We start from the raw sequence: 18,137 nt of genomic DNA, 5'->3' as shown, positions 1-18,137 counted from the left end.
CTAGAGCCAGCCGTTGCGGCGGAAGCCGCGATGGAGCAGCACGCAGGCCGTGATCATGACGCCCAGCACCGCCGGATAGCCCCAGACCTGCTCGGTCTCCGGCATGAAGTCGAAGTTCATGCCGTAGATGCCGGCGATCATGGTGGGCACCGCGAGGATGGCCACCCACGAGGAGATCTTGCGCATGTCCTCGTTGGCCAGCGCGTTGGAGCGGGCGAGCGCGGCCTGGAGGATGGAGCTGCACAGCTCGTTGGACGACTCCACCTGCTCGCACACCCGCGACAGGTGGTCGCCGACGTCGCGGAAGTATTCGCGCATCTCCGACGGGACGACGCGGCGCTGGGGCAGCGCCGACAGCGGCGCCTGCAGCGGGGTGACGGCCCGCTTCATCTCCAGCATCTCGCGCTTGAGCTGGTAGATCCGGTTGATGTCACGGGAGCTGACGTCGGCGAACACGGTCGCCTCGACCTCCTCCAGCTCGAGCTGCATGAGGTCGGACACCTGGAGATACTGGTCGACCACGTGGTCGGCGATGGCGTGCAGGACGCCGGCCGGGCCGCGGCTCATCAGCGTGGGCTTGTCCTCGAGGCGCTCGCGGACCGCGGTGAGCGGGCAGTGCTCGCCGTGCCGCACGGTGACCACGAAGTCGGCGCCGAGGAACACCATGATCTCGCCGGTGGCGATGATCTCGCTGGTGCCCGGCGCCCGGACGGGGTCGAGGTAGGCGATGGTCTTGAGCACCATGAACAACGAGTCGCCGTACCGCTCGATCTTGGGGCGCTGGTGGGCCTTGACCGCGTCCTCGACGGAGAGCGGGTGCAGGTCGAACACCTCGGCCAGCCACTCCACCTCGGGCGCGCCGGGCTCGTGCAGCCCGACCCAGACGAACGCGTTGGCGCCTTCGGCGCTCTCGTTGTGCTCGCGTACGAGGTCGAGTGCTTCGACGATGGCCGGGGCCGCGACCTTCTCGCCGTGGACGTAGGCGCCGAACTCGACGACCGAGTCAACGGGAGGGACGCGGACGTCGCGCACCGCGCCGCCCGCCGGAGCGGCGTGCTGGCGTGCGACGTGCTGGCGCACAGGGTGACGGTTGATGCGACGGAAAAGAGTGGACGAGCGCATGGCGGGCCCTTTCCGCCCGACCTGGCACGCTCCACGCGCGACGAGAAGTCACCTCAATCAAGAACAAGGGCGTGGAGGCACGATCAGGCTGCCGTATTGGAGTGGTCGGGGGTACGCACGGAGTACGTGAAAAAGCACGTACTGCTGGGATCACCAGGTTTCATCCCGGACCACCTCCAATCACACAGGGACGCCGCAAAGCCGCCTCAACCTATCACAGGCGGGTGAACCAATCTGACGATACTCGCCTGAGAGCACGCGTCTCCGGTAGAACTCACCAAAGATTGTCGCCTGTTCCGGCACGTGTCGGGCGCGGCGGACCTGTGGGTGCGCATGGCGGCGGGCCTGCGACAATGAGCGGGTGCGCGTTCTAGTCATTGGTTCCGGTGGGCGTGAGCACGCCCTGTGCCGTTCCCTCAAGCTCGATCCCCAGATCAGCGAGCTCCACTGCGCTCCGGGCAATCCGGGCATCGAGCAGGTCGCGACCGTCCACGCGGTCGATCCGCTCGACCCGGGCCAGGTGGCCGGCCTGGCGACGCGGCTGCGGGTCGATCTCGTCGTCGTCGGGCCCGAGGCGCCGCTCGTGGCGGGGGTGTCCGACGCGGTGCGCGAGGCCGGCATCGCCTGCTTCGGGCCGTCCAGCCAGGCGGCCATGATCGAGGGCAGCAAGGCGTTCGCCAAGGAGATCATGCAGGCCGCCGACGTGCCCACCGCACGGTCGCGGACCTGCGACAGCGAGGAGCAGGCCGCGGCGGCGCTCGACGAGTTCGGCCCTCCCTACGTGGTCAAGGACGACGGGCTGGCGGCGGGCAAGGGCGTCGTCGTCACCGATGACAGGCGGGCGGCGCTCGACCACGCGCGGTCGTGCGGGCGCGTGGTGATCGAGGAGTTCCTCGACGGGCCCGAGGTGTCGCTGTTCGCGCTGTGCGACGGCAGCACCGCCGTCCCGCTCCAGCTCGCCCAGGACTTCAAGCGCGCCCACGACGGCGACCAGGGCCCCAACACCGGCGGCATGGGCGCCTACACGCCGCTGCCGTGGGCGCCCGACGGGCTCACCGACCAGGTCATGCGGGAGGTCGTGCACCCGACGATCGCGGAGCTGGCGCGGCGCGGGCTGCCCTACCAGGGGGTGCTCTACGTCGGGCTGGCCCTGACCACGAAGGGCCCGAAGGTGGTCGAGTTCAACGCGCGCTTCGGCGACCCCGAGACGCAGGTGCTGCTCGACCGGCTGGAGACGCCGCTGGGCGGGCTGCTGATGGCGAGCGCGACCGGTGAGCTGGGGCTCGACCCGGTGTTCAAGGGCGGCTCCGCCGTCACGGTGGTGATCGCCGCCGAGAACTACCCCGACACCCCGGTCAAGGGCGACGTGATCACGGGGATCGAACCGTCCGACGACGCCTACGTGATCCACGCCGGCACCAGGCGCGAGGGCGACACGATCGTCTCCAACGGCGGGCGGGTGCTCAGCGTGGTGGGCCACGGCCCCGACCAGGAGAGCGCGCGGCGCAACGCCTACGACCTCGCCGCGCGGATCACGCTGCGCGGCTCCCACTACAGGACGGACATCGCCCCATGAAGCACGTGCACTCCGGCAAGGTGCGCGATCTCTACGAGACGGACGACGGCCTGCTGCTGATGGTCGCCTCCGACCGGGTCTCGGCCTTCGACCACGTGCTGGAGCCCGGCATCCCCGACAAGGGCGCGATCCTCACGCAGATGTCGTTGTGGTGGTTCGACCAGCTCAAGGACGTCGTGCCCAACCACATCGTGGCCAGGGGCGACGAGCCGCGCAGCGTGGTGTGCAGGCCGTTGACGATGGTCCAGGTCGAGTGCGTGGCCCGGGGCTATCTGACGGGCGGCGGGCTGGCCGAATATCGCGAAAGCGGCACCGTCTCCGGGGTGCGCCTGCCCGAAGGGCTGCAGGACGGGTCGCGGTTGCCCGAGCCGATCTTCACGCCGTCCACCAAGGCGCCGATGGGACAGCACGACGAGCCGATCTCCTACGGCCAGGTGGTGGCGGAGGTCGGCGCGGAGACGGCGGAGGAGCTGCGCCGCATCACGCTGGCCGTCTACACGCGCGGCGCCGAGATCGCCCGCGAGCGGGGCATCATCGTGGCCGACACCAAGATCGAGCTCGGCTGGGACTCCGACGGTGTGCTCACCCTGGGCGATGAGGTTCTGACGCCCGACTCGTCGCGTTTCTGGCCGGCTGACGCCTGGCGACCAGGCCGTTCGCAACCTTCTTTCGATAAGCAATTTGTACGCGATTGGCTACTATCGCCCGAATCCGGATGGGACAAAGCATCTGGAAACCCCCCACCTCGCCTACCTGACCCCATCGTGGAACGCACACGCGAACGATACCTAGAAGCGTATGAGCGCATCACGGGAGCTCCCTTTAGCGGATGATTCGGCTGGGTCATGTGGTGTTAGCGACTACTGTTGGCCCGATCGAGCCTCACCGCCAGAATTCAAGGAGCCGCACGAAATGGTCCGTTACCGCGTGCGCGGTGGCAACGCACTGCGTGGAACCGCGTTCATCCAGGGCGCGAAGAACGCCGTGCTTCCCATGATCGGTGCGGCTCTGCTGGCCGCGAAGGGCCGCACCGTCCTGCGCAACGTGCCGATCATCGAAGACGTCCGCCGCGCGATCGAGCTCGCCGAGGCGGTCGGCGCGTACGTCGAACTCCACGAGTCCGAGCGCACGCTCGTCATCGACGCCTCCCGGCTGTCCAGCCCGGTGCTGCCCGCGGAGATCGCCCGGCGCTTCCGCGGCTCGGTGCTGTTCACCCCCGCGCTGCTGCACCGGCTCGGCGAGGCCGTCGTCGAGGGCGTCGGCGGCTGCAACCTCGGCAGCCGCAACCTCGACTTCCACTACCTCGGCTACAAGCGGCTGGGCGCGATCGTCGACGAGGGCGAGACCGTCATCCACGTCAAGGCGTCCGGCCTGACCGGGGCGACCCTCTACCTCGACACCCCCTCGCACACCGGCACCGAGAACCTCATCATGGCCGCCTCCCTGGCCAACGGCACCACCGTGATCGAGAACGCCGCGCTCGAGCCCGAGGTGCTCGACGTCATCGACATGCTCACCAAGATGGGCGCGCGCATCAGCGGCGGCGGCACCGGCTTCATCACCGTCGAGGGCGTCGACGAGCTCCACGCCGTCGAGCACACGGTCATGCCCGACCGGCTCGACGCGGGCGTGTTCGCGATGGCCGCGGCGATCACCGGGGGCGAGCTGAGCCTCGTGGGCACCGGCCTCGACCTGGGCGTGGTGCGCTACAAACTGGAGCAGATGGGCGTCGAGTTCGCCCGGCAGGGCGCGGTGCTGCACGTGCGCTGCGAGGGCCCGCTGCGGCCGATCAACATCATCACCGACACCTATCCCGGGTTCGCGACCGACCTGCAGTCGCCGATGATGGCCGTCGCGGCGCTCGCCGACGGCACCAGCTACATCCACGAGCGCATCTTCGACGGCCGCTTCGCGCTGGCCGGCGAGCTCAACAAGATGGGCGCCGGCGTCGAGGTCGACGGCAGCAGGGCCATCGTGCGCGGCCGCACACCCCTGACCGGCGCCGAGGTGACGGCCCACGATCTGCGTTCCGGGATCGCCCTCGTGCTCGCCGGACTCGCCGCTGAAGGCGAGACCGTGATCGGCTCCGGCTACCTGATCGACCGCGGCCACGCGCATCTCGCCGCCCGAATGCGCGCGCTCGGCGCGGACATTACACGAGAGATTTCCACGCACTAACAAAGGCGAGAAAAACCTCGTTGAGCTGCTAGGACATCTTGTCGGGCGGTCAACCTGAACGGCTTTCCGGAAAAGTCGGGCGTGACATTACGGCCCCCGCGAGCGATCGTTCCAAAAGAGAGCACTGCAACGGACAGCAGGATGGGACGAACATTGGTCGAGAGGGCCGAAGAAACTCCCCGAGTGTCACGCCCGGGCGCCATGACACCGGACCTCACCATCGGCGTGGTCGGACCCCACGACCTTGTCGAGCGAGTCATGCTGATGGGTCACGCCGCGGCACCGCTGCCATGTCGACTGGTGGCGGCCGCCTACCGCGACGAGCAGGAGGCACCCGACAAGGTGACGAGGCTCGGGCCCGGTGTCGACGCATGCTTGTTCGCCAGCCCGGTCCCCTACGACCTGGCCAGGCGATCCGGCGTGCTGACGATGCCCGCGACCTACGTGCAACTCGGCGGAGCAGCACTGGTGGCGGCGCTGGCCAAGGCCGCGATCGACACCCGGATGGACCCCAAACGGGTCAGCATCGACGTGGTCAGCCGGGCTGACGTCGAGGAGGCGTACACCGACCTCGGCATCCCCGCCACGGACGTGCACAGCCGCGACGAGCCGGGAGCCACCGGCACGATCGCGGCCTACCACGAACGCCTGGCCAGGCAGGGCGCGACCACGGGAGCGCTGACGTGCCTGCCCTCGGTGGCCGAGCGCCTGCACACGGCGGGCGTACCGGTCATCAGGATCAGGCCGACCTCCGCCGCGGTCCGCACGGCGCTGCACACAGCGGCGCTGCTCGGGGCGCATCACCGGCTGGAGGAGTCGCAGCTGACCGTGGTGCTGGTGGAGGTGCCGACGCTGCGCGAGCCCGTGCGCCGCGCCGCGCCCCGCTACTGGCGCGACGAGCTGCGGCTGTCGCTGCACCGGCTGCTGGTCCAGGAGGCGAACCGCATCAACGCCACCGTCTGGCCCATCGACGATCACAGCTATCTGGTCACGGCGACCAGGGGCTCGATCGCGGCGGCCACCGACGGCTTCCGGGTGTTGCCGTTCGCGGCCAGGATCAGGGACGAGCTGGGGCTGGCGGTCGAGGTCGGCGTGGGCATGGGTCGTACGACCCACGACGCGGAGTCGCACGCGCGGGCGGCGCTGGCCCGCACGCAGGCGGGCAAGCAGGCGCAGGGGTTCGCGGTCGACCGCGAGGGGCGGGCGCTCATCCCGGCCCCGCGGATGCCGCCGACCGGGGCCACCGCACTCAAACCCAAAGGGGTCGAGGTGCTGGCCCGGCTGGCGGCCAAGCTGGAAGGCGGCGACACGGTCGTGGACGCCGAAGGGGCCGGCAAGATGCTGGGGGTGACACCCCGTACGGCTCGGCGGTTGCTGCGCACGTTGGTTGACGAGGGACTCGCGTGGCCGCTACCGCCCAACCGCACCCCCCAGCCCGGCCGGCCCCGGCAGCTGTACCGGCTGATCGTGGAGAAGCTCGGGCCGCGCTGATCCGTCAGGGCTGATCCGGGCCGATCCTCCACCGGGCTGACCCCCGGAGGGCTGATCCACCGGATACAGGGCCCGCCGCCGCACCTTCCCCCTCCGACGGCGGCGGGCCCGCTTCCGGTTGCCCCGCAGCGGGGCCTCCCGTGCCCTGGCGACTGTCCGGCGGGCCAGCACTTGGCCAACTGGCGGTTGACATTTGGGGAAATGGCGGTTGGTCCTCGTGAGAAGGGGTATGAATTGCGACGCCCCCGATCGACGGGATTCGGACGGGGGCACCAATCTTTCGATGGTCCCTCGTCCGGCGCGCGCAGGTGAGAGCTCCCCGCAACCGCAAGGATCGGGCCAGTAGGTTGTCCGATAGTCGCGCGGTTTCTGTCGGGCTGCTCGACTACTGTCATGACCCATGGACCGCAACGCTCCTGACCAACGATCCCCGCTCATCGTCTGGGGCGCCCTCGCCATCGTCTACGTGGTCTGGGGGTCGACCTACCTCGGCATCGGCATCGTGGTCGAGTCGATCCCGCCGCTGCTCGGCGCCTCCATGCGGTTCCTCGCCGCGGCCGTGCTCCTCGGCGGGTTCCTGCTCCTCACGTCCGGCAGGCGGGCGTTCACGATGACCCGGCGGCAGCTCCTCAGCGCCTCGCTGGTGGGCGTGCTGCTGCTCACCCTGGGCAACGGCATGTTGTCCGTGGCGGAGCAGTACATCTCGACCGGGCTGGCGGCGCTGCTCGTGGCGTCGGTTCCGCTGTGGCTCGTCGCCTTCAGGTTCGCGGTGCGTGACCGTCCCAGGGCCGCCACGATGGCGGGCGTGCTGGTGGGCCTCGGCGGGGTGGCGGCGCTCTCACTCACCGGCAACGAAGGGGCGGCCGCCACGGGGATCGCGGTGGTGCTGGTCGCCTCGCTGCTGTGGGCCGTGGGAGCGTTCCTGTCGGGCCGCGTCACGATGCCGGCCAACTCGTTCGCGACGAGCACGATCGAGATGCTCGCGGGCGGCCTCGGCCTGGCGGTGCTCGGCACCGCGACGGGTGAGCGGCTCGACCCGTCGACGATCACCGGCAGGTCCTGGATCGCGCTCGCCTACCTCATCCTCGTGGGATCGCTGATCGGGTTCACGGCGTTCTCGTGGCTGCTCGGCAACGCCCCCATCTCGCTCGTGTCCACGTACGCCTACGTCAACCCCGCCGTGGCGGTGGTGCTCGGCGCGCTGGTGCTGAGCGAGCCGATCACGCCGCGGATCCTCGTGGGCGGCGTGATCATCCTGGTCGGCGTCGCGCTGGTCATCTCGACCGAACGCAGGTCAAAGGTCCCGCAGCGCGCCGGCGAACGCGTCGACCGTGGCGGCGACGTCCGCCTCGGTGTGCGCCGTGGACATGAACCACAGGCCGCGCGGGACCATGTTGACTCCCCGGTCGAGTAGCGCGGCGTGCAGCCTGGCCATCCCGGCCCGGTCGGTGGCGGCGAAGTCCCGGTAGTTCCGCACGGCGGGCGCGTCGGTGAAGTACGTCTGGAACACCGGTCCCGGGCCGTCCACGAGCATCGGCACGCCGGCGCCGGCCGCGGCCGACCGCAGGCCCTCCATCAGCGACTTGCCGCGCTCGTACAGCGTGCCGTAGATCTCGTCGCGCTGCTCGTCGAGGATGCGCAGCGTGGCCTCGGCGGCGGCGATGCCGACCGGCTGGGAGTTGAACGTCCCCGCGTGGGCCACCTTGCCCGTCGAGATGTGGTCCATGACGGCCGCCCGGCCGGTCAGCGCCGACACCTGCATGCCCGCGGCCATGGCCTTGCCGAACACCGACAGGTCGGGAGTGACCCCGAGGTGTTCCTGGGCGCCTCCGGGGGCAAGCCGGAAGCCGGTGATGATCTCGTCGAAGATCAGCAGGGTGCCGTGCTCGTCGCACAGCCGCCGCACGCCCTCCAGGTAGCCGGGGTCCGGGCTGATCGCCCCGGTGTTGCACAGGATCGGCTCGGCGATGACGGCGGCGATCTCCCCCGAGTGCCGTTCCATCAGGCCGGCCAGGGTCTCCAGGTCGTTCCACGGGCAGATGACCAGGTCGTCCGCGTGCCCCGGCTGCTGTCCCGCCGTGCCGGGCACCGCCATGGGGGCGCCGGCCGGCCCGGCCGCGTCCACCGCCGGGTGCACGCTGTAGAGGACGGGGTCGAGCCAGCCGTGGTAGTGACCCTCGAACTTGAGGATCTTCGACCGGCCGGTGTAGCCGCGGGCCAGCCTGAGAGCGCCGTGGACGGCCTCCGACCCGACGGTGTTGAACCTGACCCGTTCGGCCGAGGGCACCATGGCACAGATCCGCTCGGCCACGCGCACCTCGGCGGCGTGCTGGGCCGAGTAGACCATGCCGCGCGCCGCCTGGGCCGCGATGGCCTCGACGACCGCCGGCGGGCAGTGGCCGAGCAGCGCGGGCCCCTGGCCGAGCACGTAGTCGACGTAGGAGTTGCCGTCCACGTCCCACAGGCGCGCGCCCTGGGCACGGTCCACGTAGAGGGGGACACCGGCCACCCGGCGGGCGTCGCTGGAGACGCCGCCGGCCAGGTAGTGCCGGCCGGCGGCATAGAGGTCACGGCTGACGTGCAAGGTCCTGCTCATGTGACCATCAAAGGCCGCGGCTCCGCCCGCCGACAAGGAGGAGAGCAACAAGGAGGGCGGCATCGCAAGGACGGGCCCTTGTGAGGCCCGCGACGCTCCTGGTGAGCTGCTCATGGAGATCTGCTGAGCGGGCTGCCGCCACGGCCTGACCGGAGAAGACGTCTGAGCAGGTTTCCTGTGAGTGAAGCGACTTCCAGGAAGGAACGGCCGTGTTTCTCGGGCGCATCCGGCGGTCTCCCGCCGAGCAAGTCGAACTGGTGGCCTGGCGCGAGGGTGGCGAACTCCTCAGCCTGGCCGGGCTGGACGCCGGTGACGATCCGGTGGCCCTGCTCGATCGGTACGGGCTGGACCGGCTCACCGGCGAGGTGAACCGGCTCTGGGCCGGCACGCCGGCCGTGCTCGACGAGTCGTCGGTGGTGTTCGAGCCGCCGGTGGCGACCTGCACCAAGATCTGCTGCCTGGCGCTGAACTACGTCGCGCACGCCGAGGAGAGCGGGCTGGAGGTGCCGCCCGAGCCGGTGCTGTTCTTCAAGCCGCCGTCCGCGCTGACGGGCCACAACCGCCCGGTGACCGCTCCGGCCCGTACGAGGCATCTGGAGCACGAGGTCGAGCTGGCGGTCGTGATCGGCTCGACGGTCCGCGACCTGCCCGCCGAGCGCTGGCGGGAGGCCGTGGCCGGATACACCGTGATCAACGACATGACGGCCCGCGACCTCCAGCTGGCCAACATCGCCCGTAACGCTCCGTGGGACCAGTCCAAGGGGTTCGACACGTTCGCCCCCGCCGGGCCGTACCTCGCGACGGTGGACGAGGTGCCCGACCCGCAGGACCTGGAGCTGACGCTGGAGGTCGACGGGGAGGTGCGGCAGCGGGCGAACACCAAGCAGATGGTGTTCGGGATCCCCGAGCTGATCGCCGACCTGTCGGACGGGATGACGCTGCTGCCCGGCGACCTCATCGCCACCGGCACCATCGCGGGGATCGCCCCGCTCAGTGACGGGGACGTCATGCGGGCCACCGTGCAGGGCGTGGGCACTCTGGTCAACCGTGTCGACTTTCGGCCCGCCTAAACCATAGATATCGGCGCACCTTACTCGTACCCTTGGAGGCATGGACTTCACGGTCGGCGCCCTCATCGACATCGACGACTACGTCGCCTCGACGCGGGCCCGCGGCCGGGAGTGGGCACGCCGGCAACTCGGCCAGGCCGATCGCGCGGTGCGCGCGGTGGCGGCACGACGGCCGGCCTCCTGCGAGCCGCTGCCTCCCGACGAGTGGCTGGTCCGGCTGAGCGGCGACGACCCCGACAGGCTGATGGGCGAGGCGACCGCGCTGGCCGAGCAGATCCGCGCCGGCATCGTCAGCGCCACCGACCTCACCGCGACCGTGAGCCTGGGCACCCCTCGGCGGGGCCCAGACAGCACGACGGCGACCGAACGGGACGCGCGGCGTACCAACGCCTACAAGCTGCTGCTCGGCGGCGACAGGGTCATCACGGCCCCGCAGGAGGAGCCCTCCGAGGCGGCGCCGCCCGTGCGCATCGAGGCGGAGCTGGCCCGCCGGATCCAGGCCGGCGACAGGGGCGGCGCGGCCGGGCTGCTGGCGGGCTGGGTGGACAGGTGCGTCCAGGAGCGCGGCCTGTCCCCGAGGACGCTGCACAACTGGCTGATGGGCGAACTGCTCTTCGTCGTGGACGTGGTCAACAGGGGCCGGCTCGCGGGCGGCTCCACCGACTGGGTCGACGCCTTCGCGCGCCTGCCGATCGAGGAGCTCACGACGGTGACCCAGATCCACGAGCGCTCCTACCTGCACATCTGGATCGAGGAGACGTTGTGGCGGCTGATGCCGCCCGCCGCGCGCGACATCCTCTCGATGGCCGAGAGCTACATGGCGGCGCACTACACCGACCCGCGCCTGCGGCTCGCGACGGTCGCGGAGGCCGTCTCGGCCAGCCCGTTCTACATCGCGCACCTGTTCGCCGACGTGCGCGGGACGACGTTCCTGCGCCACCTGACCGGGCTGCGGCTGCGCCACGCCCGCGTCCTGCTCACCGCCACCACCGCGCCGATCGACACGGTCGCCGCCCGCTCGGGCTATCTGAGCGCGAAGGTGTTCCGCGGCGTGTTCAAGCGCCACGTCGGCTGCTCGCCCAGCGAATATCGCCGCAACCACCGGCCCCTGCCCTTGTGAGACCCGCACCCGGGCGCGCTAGTCGACGCGCGACACCAGCCGGTACGGCTGCCTCGGCCGCCCCGCCTGCGACGACCTGACCGGCGGGAGAGCCCACGCCAGCCCTTCCTCGACGAGGCTCTGCAACACCCGGCGGGCGCTGCGCGGCGCGACGCCCAGCACCTCGGCCACGCTCTCCGCGTCGACCACCATCGCCTCGGGGTCGTCGCCCAGCCGCTGGAGGAGCCGGTCGAGCGTCCTGGCCGCCTTGGAGTCGGCCATGGGCTCGTCCACCTGCTCCCGCCTGCGCCGCTGCCGCAGGGGCAGCGAGGTCGCGGTGCCGTCGCCGCTGACCAGGAAGGCGGCGGTGGCGTCGGCCGCACGCGCCCGCTCGACGGCGATGAGGGCGTGGGCGTCGGCGTCGCGGGCGGTGTTGCCGAGCCCGATGCCCACCTCGACGACCATCCCAAGGTCGGCGCGCACCCGGTCGGCGAACGGCGCCACCCGGAACCCGTCGGTGGCCTGCGAGAGCGCCCCCACGGTAGCCGTGATCACGTAGCTGTTCTCCTCGCGCGGGGCCACGGTCGCGCCCATCAGCCGGGCCTCGGCGAGCAGCGACCTGTGCAACGACAGCTTCAGCTCCTGCTGCCAGTAGTTGCCAGGACCCGACTGGGCGGGGCGGGCCGAGGCCGCGAGCTCGACCAGCACGATGGCGATCTGCGACTCCTCCAGGCGGCTGCCCGTGCCCAGCAGCGTCGCGGTGTTGATGGCCAGGCGCAGCGTGTGCGGAGTGGGCATCATCCGCAACACCGGCACCTTGGCCGCCTCCAGCTTGCGGGCCACGGTCCTGACCGTGGTCAGCGCCGCCGTGGTGGCGCCCTCGCGGTAGAGGCGCTCGTGGAAGCCGACGAAGTCGCGCACCGAGTCGGGCTGGCGGTATTCGGAGACGTGCACGCCGTCCATGGGCACGCCGATCTCCTGGTAGGCCTCGGCCACGTCGGCGCGCGCGATCGAGTCGATGCTCACCCTGGCGGGGTCGATCCGCATGGACAGCGTGCCGCGCAGCAGGCTGGAGTAGAGGCCGGCCCCGCTCACCGGCACGAACGTGGCGGGCACCGGCAGCTCGCCCGCCTCGGTGGCCAGGTCGTGCTGGAGAGGCCCGGTGAACAGGACCGCGTCGATGTTGCCCGCTATCTTGGCGAGCTTCTCGCGCGTCTCGTGCTCACCCGCGTGGGGGGCGCCCACCAGCCGGAACGACGCGGCCGACGGCAGGCTCGCGCCGATGTGCACGATCTGCTCGACCAGATCGTGCGGCCCCACCACACCAATCGCGATCTTGGATCGTAGCCCGTCCACCTCTATGCCCCTGTTCTCCCGAGCAGAGCGGTGATCGTGCCCCCGAGTACCGCTGCCCTGTCGTCGTCGCCGAGATCTGAGAACAGTATCCGCCCTAGCGACATGCGCAGATCGATGAAGGGAAAGTCCGACCCGTACACGACCCGGTGCGCGCCGAGCCTGCGGACCATCTCGGCGATGTCCGCGCCCGTGTTGAAGGACCCGCACACCTCCAGGACGACCCGCTCGTGCCGCTCGGCCACCTCGATCGACTGGTCGATGCCCAGCGGCGTCACCCCCGAGTGCCCCGCCAGGATCGTGGCCCGCGGGTGCCTCCCGGCCACCTCGTCGACCAGGGGCAGGTCGTTGTACGGCGAGCCGGAGTAGGTGTGGGTGAGCACCGGCCGCCCGGTGAGCTCCGCGTACTCCCAGACCGGCGCGTAGCGCGAGCCGGTCAGCGGGTATTCGTGCAGGTCGGGATGGAGCTTGATCCCGCCGAAGCGCGGGTCGCCGCCCCACCGGTCGAGCTCGGCCACCGGGTCCTGCCACGGGTTGACGGTCAGGTAGCCGGTGAACCTGTCGGGCGCCCGGTCCACGATCTCCGCGGTGACCGCGTTGCCCCTGGCGGCGTCGAGCTGGATCGCCAGATGGCTGGAGAGCATCGCGTGCGCGACGCCGCACCGGTCCATCACCCCGATCATCCCGGCCGGGTCGGGGTCGGGGATGAAGAACACGCTGTACGGCCCGGCATGGGCGTGCGCGTCGACGATCCTCGTCGCCTGCTGCGGGCGGCGCTCCCACAGAGCCGTCGTCAGCTCGTTCATGCCGCTCTGATCTCCCTCCTCAGCAGCCGGTGCACGTTCCCCGCGCCGATGGCCGCGACCTCCGCCTGCCCGAGCTCCGACCAGAGCAGCCGGGTGACCGCCTCGGCGGGATCGCGGTAGGGCGCTCCGGTGCCGAAGACGAACCTGTCCGCGCCGAACCGGGCGACCAGCCACTCCAGCCCGCGGTGGGAGGACAGGTCGGCCAGCCCGATGTGCACGTTGCCGGTCCTGTCCAGGACGCCGGCGATCTGCCGCAGTTTCCGGTAGCCCACGCCGCCGACGACGATCCGCAGGCACGGGTGCGCCCGCGCGAGCGCCTCCACCTCCTGCCAGCTGGTCTGGCCGGCGTCCACGAGCAGCGGCAGGCGTACGGACTCCACGGCGCCGAGAACGGCGGCCGCGTCGGGGCCCGCGAGGTCCCAGCCGTGATCGAGCGGGAAGGCGCGCACGGCGACCACGCCCGCCTCCACGGCGGCCCCGGCGAACCCGGCGCCCGTCTCGCCGCACGTGTCGGGCACCATCACCCAGCAAGGGCTGAGCCTGGGCTCCCCCGCGAGCCGGCCGATCAGCTCGCGGTTGCCCCGCGCCGGGTCGTGCAGCCACGACGTCATGCTGCCGACCACGGCCTCGGCGATGCCCACGCGGTCCATCGCGGCGAGCAGCTCGGCCACGGTCCCCCCGCCCACGTCGCGACGCGGATGGCGGCCGAGCATGACGTCCGCGTCGATCAGGACCGGCCGGTCCTCGCTCATCGGCCGCCCCAGTGCTCGGCGAGCCCGTCCCGCGCCCAGCCGTGCGCGGTGAACGTGTCGGTCACGCCGCCCACGCTGATGGTGGACGGGCTCGCCTGCACCTCGGGCGGCGCGTCCCTGAACGGGAAGACCGCGACCGTGAACCGGCCGTCGCGGCGGCGCAGCCCCAGCGAGTGGATCTCGCCGTACGGGGCGGTCGCGGTCTCCGGGTCGGGGATCCTGGCCCGCCCGCTGCCGAACGTGACCTCGTCCGGCGGCTCCACGGGCACCACGAGCAGCCCGGGGCCCTGGCTGCTCGCGTAGCCGCCGCCGTGCTCGACCCACGGCGACGTGCCGTGCAGCAGCCAGATCGCCTCCGCGTCGATCGCGTCGGTGATCAGCCAGTACGACGGCTCGCTCCTGACGAAGACGATCCGGCGGTCGTGCCTGGCCCGGTAGCCGTGGTGGTGACCGGCGAAGACGTCCACGTGCTCGCCCGCGTGGAACAGGTCGCGGGCCGCCCTGCGGTCCTCGGTGTACTCCTCGCCGGGCACGAGCAGGGTGTTGTGGCCCCTGGTGGCCTGGAACCAGTCGTAGTAGCCGGGATCGTCGTACGACGGCGGGCCGCCCGCCTCCCACGCCAGCGGCACCCCCCAGCCGGACAGCACGAAGTCGAGCGCCGCGTGGTGGCTGTGCGGCTCCAGCTCGTGCCCGATGTACGGGCCGTGGTTGATCACGGTGTGCAGGGTGCCCGCGCGGAAGATCGTGTAGGCGCTGTCCTCCAGGGCGTGCGAGCCCTCGGCGGGCGCGATCGCCTCACCCAGCAGCCTCTCCCCTGTGCGCACCATCTCGGCGGGCCAGACCACGCCGCTGTCCTGCAGGTGCGGGACCCACCCGCCCGAGGTCGTCAGCGAGACCAGCCAGTCGTGCATGGCGCGGAAACGGGGGTGCGCGACCAGGTCGGAGTCGACGGACGCGGCCCGCTGCACGCCTCCCAGGCACATGCCGTGGTAGCCGGGGGAGCGCTCGTGGTGGCCGCCGTCCTCACGCACGTCCCGTTCCAGGTGTTCCAGGATGCGCGCCCTGGCCACCTCGGCCCACTGCCCCGACTCGGGCAGGTCGGCGAACACGCGGGCGACGTGCAGCAGCTCGCAGACGGTGGCGAACTGCCAGTTGCCGTGCCGGAACTCGTCGTGCTCCTCGGCCGCCCACCGGGCGCCGCCGAGCACGGTCTTCATCATCTGCAGCCAGCACTCGTCGCTGAGCGCGGGCTCGGTGGAGAAGACGGCCAGCGCCCGGGTGACGTGCATCGACCGGGAGGACACCCCGAGGGAGTACCAGACCACGTCGAGCCCTGGCCAGTCGCCTTCGACCTGGTCGCGGCTCGCGTACCACTGCCGGAAGAAGCGGTCCCACTCGCGGGCGTAGCGCGGGTCACGGGTCTGCGCGTAGGCCGAGACCAGGGGCATCATCCACCGCAGGTAGTGGAACCCGTACAGCCGGGACCGGCCGTGGCCCTTGTCGAGGAAGTCGACCTCGGTCCCGATCAGCCGGTCCGCCTCCGCCACGTCCTCGGGACGGGGCTGCGGCCACACCGGGTCGGGCCGCCGCCACGGCCGGGCCTGCGCGACCGTCGTCACGCCCAGCTCGGCGAGCAGCGCCTCGTCGGTGATGTGCCGCATCCGCGCCTGGTCAACGTGCGGCGGCTTCTCCACGTACGTCCCCATCAGAGCTTCACCGGCTGCCCCGTCCGGGCCGACTCGTGCGCGGCCGCCAGGACCGCGGTCACGTGCCGGGAGCTCTCCACGGTGATCAGCGGCTCGGTGCCGGCGATCGCGCAGTCCACGAAGTGGTGGATGGCGTCGCGGTAGGCCCCCGCGGGCACCCCGTGCACGACCCGCTGCAGCATGTTCCTCGGGTAGGTGTAGCCGTCCTCGGTGGCCAGCTGGATGTTCTCCTTCTGCCGGTCGAGCTGGATGACGCCCGTCTCGCCGGCCACGGTGACGTAGCTGTCCACCATGGTCGGGAAGGTGTTGGGGTAGATCCAGGCCGACTCGAACGTGGCGACCGCGCCCCTTCCGAACCTGGCCTGGATCTGCATGGCGTCGGGAGTGTCGATGCCCCGGCCGCGCAGCTTGCCGTATCTGGCCGTGGCGAACACCTCGACGACCTCGTCGTCGTACAGCCAGGTCAGCAGGTCGATGTCGTGGCTGGACAGGAACCAGGCGCAGGTGGTCCGGTCGGCCCAGCCGATCATCTCGGTGGGCACGTAGATCGTGTCGTCCTTGCGCGCGTAGCCCACGACCGGCTCGCCGATCACCCGCATCTGCTCCTTGGCCTGCGCGTACGCCGGCACCCAGCGGTGGTTGAACAGGCACATGGCCACCACGCCGGCCGACCGGATCGCGGCGACGGCGCGGTCGGCGTCGGCCACGGTGGTGGTGAACGGCTTCTCGACCAGGATGTGCACGCCGGCGCGGGCGGCGGCCACCATGACGTCGGCGTGCAGGTGGTCGGGTGTGGTGATGGAGATCGCGTCCACGGTGCCGGAGTCGAGCAGCTCCTGGTAGCCGGGGTAGACGGTCGCTCCTGGGGCGTGTTCGAGGGGCCTGCGGGCGACCGCGGTGATCTCGGTTGCGGGATGGGCGGCGAGGACCTCGGCGTGGCCGCGGCCCATCAGGCCGGCGCCGACGATCCCGATGCGAAGTTCAGGCAAGTGCGTCATTCCATTTTTTCTCGGCGGCGTCGAGTGCTTCCTCGGCGCTCTGGGATCCCTGGAGGAAGGCTCTGACCTCTTCCATGAGGTATTCGGCGAGCTCGGCGTCCTTGCTGGTGCCGAGCGGGAGGTACTGCAGCTGGGGCAGCCCCTTGACGATCACCTGGCGGGCGGCGGCCATGGGGTCGTCGCCCGCGGCCTCGGTGAAGAAGGGGTCCTTGGTCGACGAGACCGTGGACGGGTAGATCGGCACGATCTTGCAGAACGCCAGCTGGTTGACGCCGTTGGTGAAGAACTTGATGAACTCGGCGGCGGCCTTCTTGTGCGTGGAGGCCTTCGGGATGGAGAAGGCCTGCTGCGCGAGCAGCAGGTAGCCGCCGGTGTTCATCTTCACCGGCTCGGTGATGACGAGGTCCTTGTAGACGTCGGGGGCGTTCTTCTGGATGTTGAGCAGCTCGGCGGCGTTGGCCATCGGTTTGAAGGCGACCTGGCCGTTCTCCAGCGACTGGGGCAGGTTGCGGATGTCCTTGGAGATGGCGCCGGGCGCGATGCCGTGCTTGTCGTAGCTCTTCTTGAACGTCTCCAGGACGGCGATCGCCTCGGGCGTGTTGAAGGCCGCCTTCTTCTTGTCGTCCGTCAGCAGGGAGACGCCGTGATAGCGCAGCGCGGTGTGGTCGGGGATGGCGTTGGTGCCGTTGACCTTGGTCTTCTCGTAGACCTTGTCGGCCAGCGCGAGCGCCTCGGCGAAGGAGGTGGGCGGAGCCTTCTCGTCGAAGCCGGCCTTGCTGACGACCGACTTGCGGTACATCGCGACCGGGGAGCCGCCGTTGTACCAGGGCACGGCGTAGAGCTTGCCGTCCATCCGCATCGGCTCGACCAGGTTGGGCTGGAAGTCGGCCAGCTCTTTCTGGCCGAAAAAGGCGTCGAGCGGCTCCAGCGACGGGACGAACCTGCCCAGCTCGACCGAGTTGACGTTGACCGCGTCGGGCACGTCGCCGCTGGCGACGGCGGCGAGCAGCTTGGTCGCGCTCTCCTGACCGGGGACGTCCACCCACTTGATGCTGACCTTGGGGTGTTCCTTCTCGTACTGGGCGATCAGGCCGGTGATGTAGTCGCTGTAGTTCTTCTTCAGGTTGATCGTCCAGAACTCGACCTCACCCTCGAAGGGCTGGTCGTCCGCGGGCGCGGCGGCGGTCTGGGGCGACGTGCCGGCGACGCAGCCGGCGGTGAAGAGGGACAGCGCCAGCGCGCCGATCGTTAAGGCACATCGAGTCATCTCCGCGAGCCTCCTGCAAGATATGGCCGTCCTTTATCGCCACTTTCGGCACCATGTCAGCCCTGAGACGGAACGTCAAGAGGCAGGTCTTGACCATGTCGATCAGCCGAATGTACGCTTCCC

The 18,137-nt window shown here is 70.6% G+C and carries 15 protein-coding genes; 7 read left to right on the top strand and 8 right to left on the bottom strand.

What is annotated here, in order from left to right; translation table 11 throughout:
- Positions 1-1,080 (bottom strand): magnesium/cobalt transporter CorA, encoded by a 1,080-nt coding sequence (gene corA, locus ACZ6SA_RS34590; protein ID WP_347646087.1) that lies wholly within the window; start codon positions 1,078-1,080, stop codon positions 1-3.
- 403 nt (positions 1,081-1,483) lie between these two features.
- Between corA and purD the strand changes: the two genes are divergently transcribed.
- The 5 genes from purD to ACZ6SA_RS34565 all read left to right on the top strand — a co-directional run bounded on the left by purD (position 1,484) and on the right by ACZ6SA_RS34565 (position 7,781).
- Positions 1,484-2,698, top strand: coding sequence for a phosphoribosylamine--glycine ligase (gene purD / locus ACZ6SA_RS34585; RefSeq protein WP_465832934.1), 1,215 nt, complete (start codon positions 1,484-1,486; stop codon positions 2,696-2,698).
- Entirely contained in the window at positions 2,695-3,531 is an 837-nt protein-coding gene (locus ACZ6SA_RS34580; protein WP_465832932.1) for a phosphoribosylaminoimidazolesuccinocarboxamide synthase, read from the top strand. The genes purD and ACZ6SA_RS34580 overlap by 4 nt, the downstream gene beginning before the upstream one ends.
- A 79-nt stretch (positions 3,532-3,610) precedes the next feature.
- The gene (murA, locus tag ACZ6SA_RS34575) at positions 3,611-4,876 is read left to right on the top strand and encodes a UDP-N-acetylglucosamine 1-carboxyvinyltransferase (RefSeq protein ID WP_347646084.1); all 1,266 of its coding nucleotides are present in this window, start codon (positions 3,611-3,613) and stop codon (positions 4,874-4,876) included.
- 201 nt (positions 4,877-5,077) lie between these two features.
- Positions 5,078-6,367 carry a GTP cyclohydrolase IIa gene (locus tag ACZ6SA_RS34570; RefSeq protein WP_443154484.1) on the top strand — a complete coding sequence of 430 codons (1,290 nt, stop codon included), beginning with the start codon at positions 5,078-5,080 and terminating at the stop codon, positions 6,365-6,367.
- Positions 6,368-6,767: 400 nt separating this feature from the next.
- Positions 6,768-7,781, top strand: coding sequence for an EamA family transporter (locus ACZ6SA_RS34565; protein WP_347646083.1), 1,014 nt, complete (start codon positions 6,768-6,770; stop codon positions 7,779-7,781).
- Here ACZ6SA_RS34565 and ACZ6SA_RS34560 read toward each other — a convergent pair.
- Entirely contained in the window at positions 7,662-8,963 is a 1,302-nt protein-coding gene (locus ACZ6SA_RS34560) for an aspartate aminotransferase family protein (RefSeq protein WP_347646082.1), read from the bottom strand. The two genes, ACZ6SA_RS34565 and ACZ6SA_RS34560, sit on opposite strands and share 120 nt — an antisense overlap.
- 209 nt (positions 8,964-9,172) lie before the next feature.
- Between ACZ6SA_RS34560 and ACZ6SA_RS34555 the strand changes: the two genes are divergently transcribed.
- The gene (locus ACZ6SA_RS34555; RefSeq protein WP_465832930.1) at positions 9,173-10,033 is read left to right on the top strand and encodes a fumarylacetoacetate hydrolase family protein; all 861 of its coding nucleotides are present in this window, start codon (positions 9,173-9,175) and stop codon (positions 10,031-10,033) included.
- A gap of 40 nt (positions 10,034-10,073) precedes the next feature.
- On the top strand, positions 10,074-11,153 hold the full coding sequence (locus ACZ6SA_RS34550; protein ID WP_465832928.1) for a helix-turn-helix transcriptional regulator: 1,080 nt from the start codon (positions 10,074-10,076) through the stop codon (positions 11,151-11,153).
- An 18-nt stretch (positions 11,154-11,171) separates the two neighbouring features.
- Here ACZ6SA_RS34550 and ACZ6SA_RS34545 read toward each other — a convergent pair whose 3' ends face one another.
- Genes ACZ6SA_RS34545 through ACZ6SA_RS34520 form a run of 6 tightly spaced genes read right to left on the bottom strand, consistent with a single transcriptional unit; the run spans position 11,172 to position 18,014 of the window.
- On the bottom strand, positions 11,172-12,488 hold the full coding sequence (locus tag ACZ6SA_RS34545) for a transcriptional regulator (RefSeq protein ID WP_347646079.1): 1,317 nt from the start codon (positions 12,486-12,488) through the stop codon (positions 11,172-11,174).
- A 2-nt stretch (positions 12,489-12,490) separates the two neighbouring features.
- Positions 12,491-13,291, bottom strand: coding sequence for an amidohydrolase family protein (locus tag ACZ6SA_RS34540; protein ID WP_443154289.1), 801 nt, complete (start codon positions 13,289-13,291; stop codon positions 12,491-12,493).
- A complete protein-coding gene (locus tag ACZ6SA_RS34535; RefSeq protein WP_465832925.1) occupies positions 13,288-14,043 on the bottom strand; it encodes an amidohydrolase family protein in 756 nt (251 codons plus the stop codon). The genes ACZ6SA_RS34540 and ACZ6SA_RS34535 overlap by 4 nt, the downstream gene beginning before the upstream one ends.
- Positions 14,040-15,749 carry a heparinase II/III family protein gene (locus tag ACZ6SA_RS34530; protein ID WP_465832923.1) on the bottom strand — a complete coding sequence of 570 codons (1,710 nt, stop codon included), beginning with the start codon at positions 15,747-15,749 and terminating at the stop codon, positions 14,040-14,042. The genes ACZ6SA_RS34535 and ACZ6SA_RS34530 overlap by 4 nt, the downstream gene beginning before the upstream one ends.
- Complete coding sequence (locus ACZ6SA_RS34525) at positions 15,749-16,747, bottom strand: Gfo/Idh/MocA family protein (protein ID WP_465832921.1); 999 nt, start codon at positions 16,745-16,747, stop codon at positions 15,749-15,751. Before ACZ6SA_RS34525 ends, ACZ6SA_RS34530 begins: the two co-directional genes overlap by 1 nt.
- Positions 16,731-18,014, bottom strand: coding sequence for an ABC transporter substrate-binding protein (locus ACZ6SA_RS34520; RefSeq protein WP_347646074.1), 1,284 nt, complete (start codon positions 18,012-18,014; stop codon positions 16,731-16,733). Before ACZ6SA_RS34520 ends, ACZ6SA_RS34525 begins: the two co-directional genes overlap by 17 nt.
- Between the last annotated feature and the right edge of the window lie 123 nt (positions 18,015-18,137).

It is taken from the genome of Nonomuraea sp. NPDC049378, from assembly GCF_055586745.1.
Note: the sequence above shows the minus strand (reverse complement) of the source record. Positions and strands in the feature narration are given on the sequence as shown.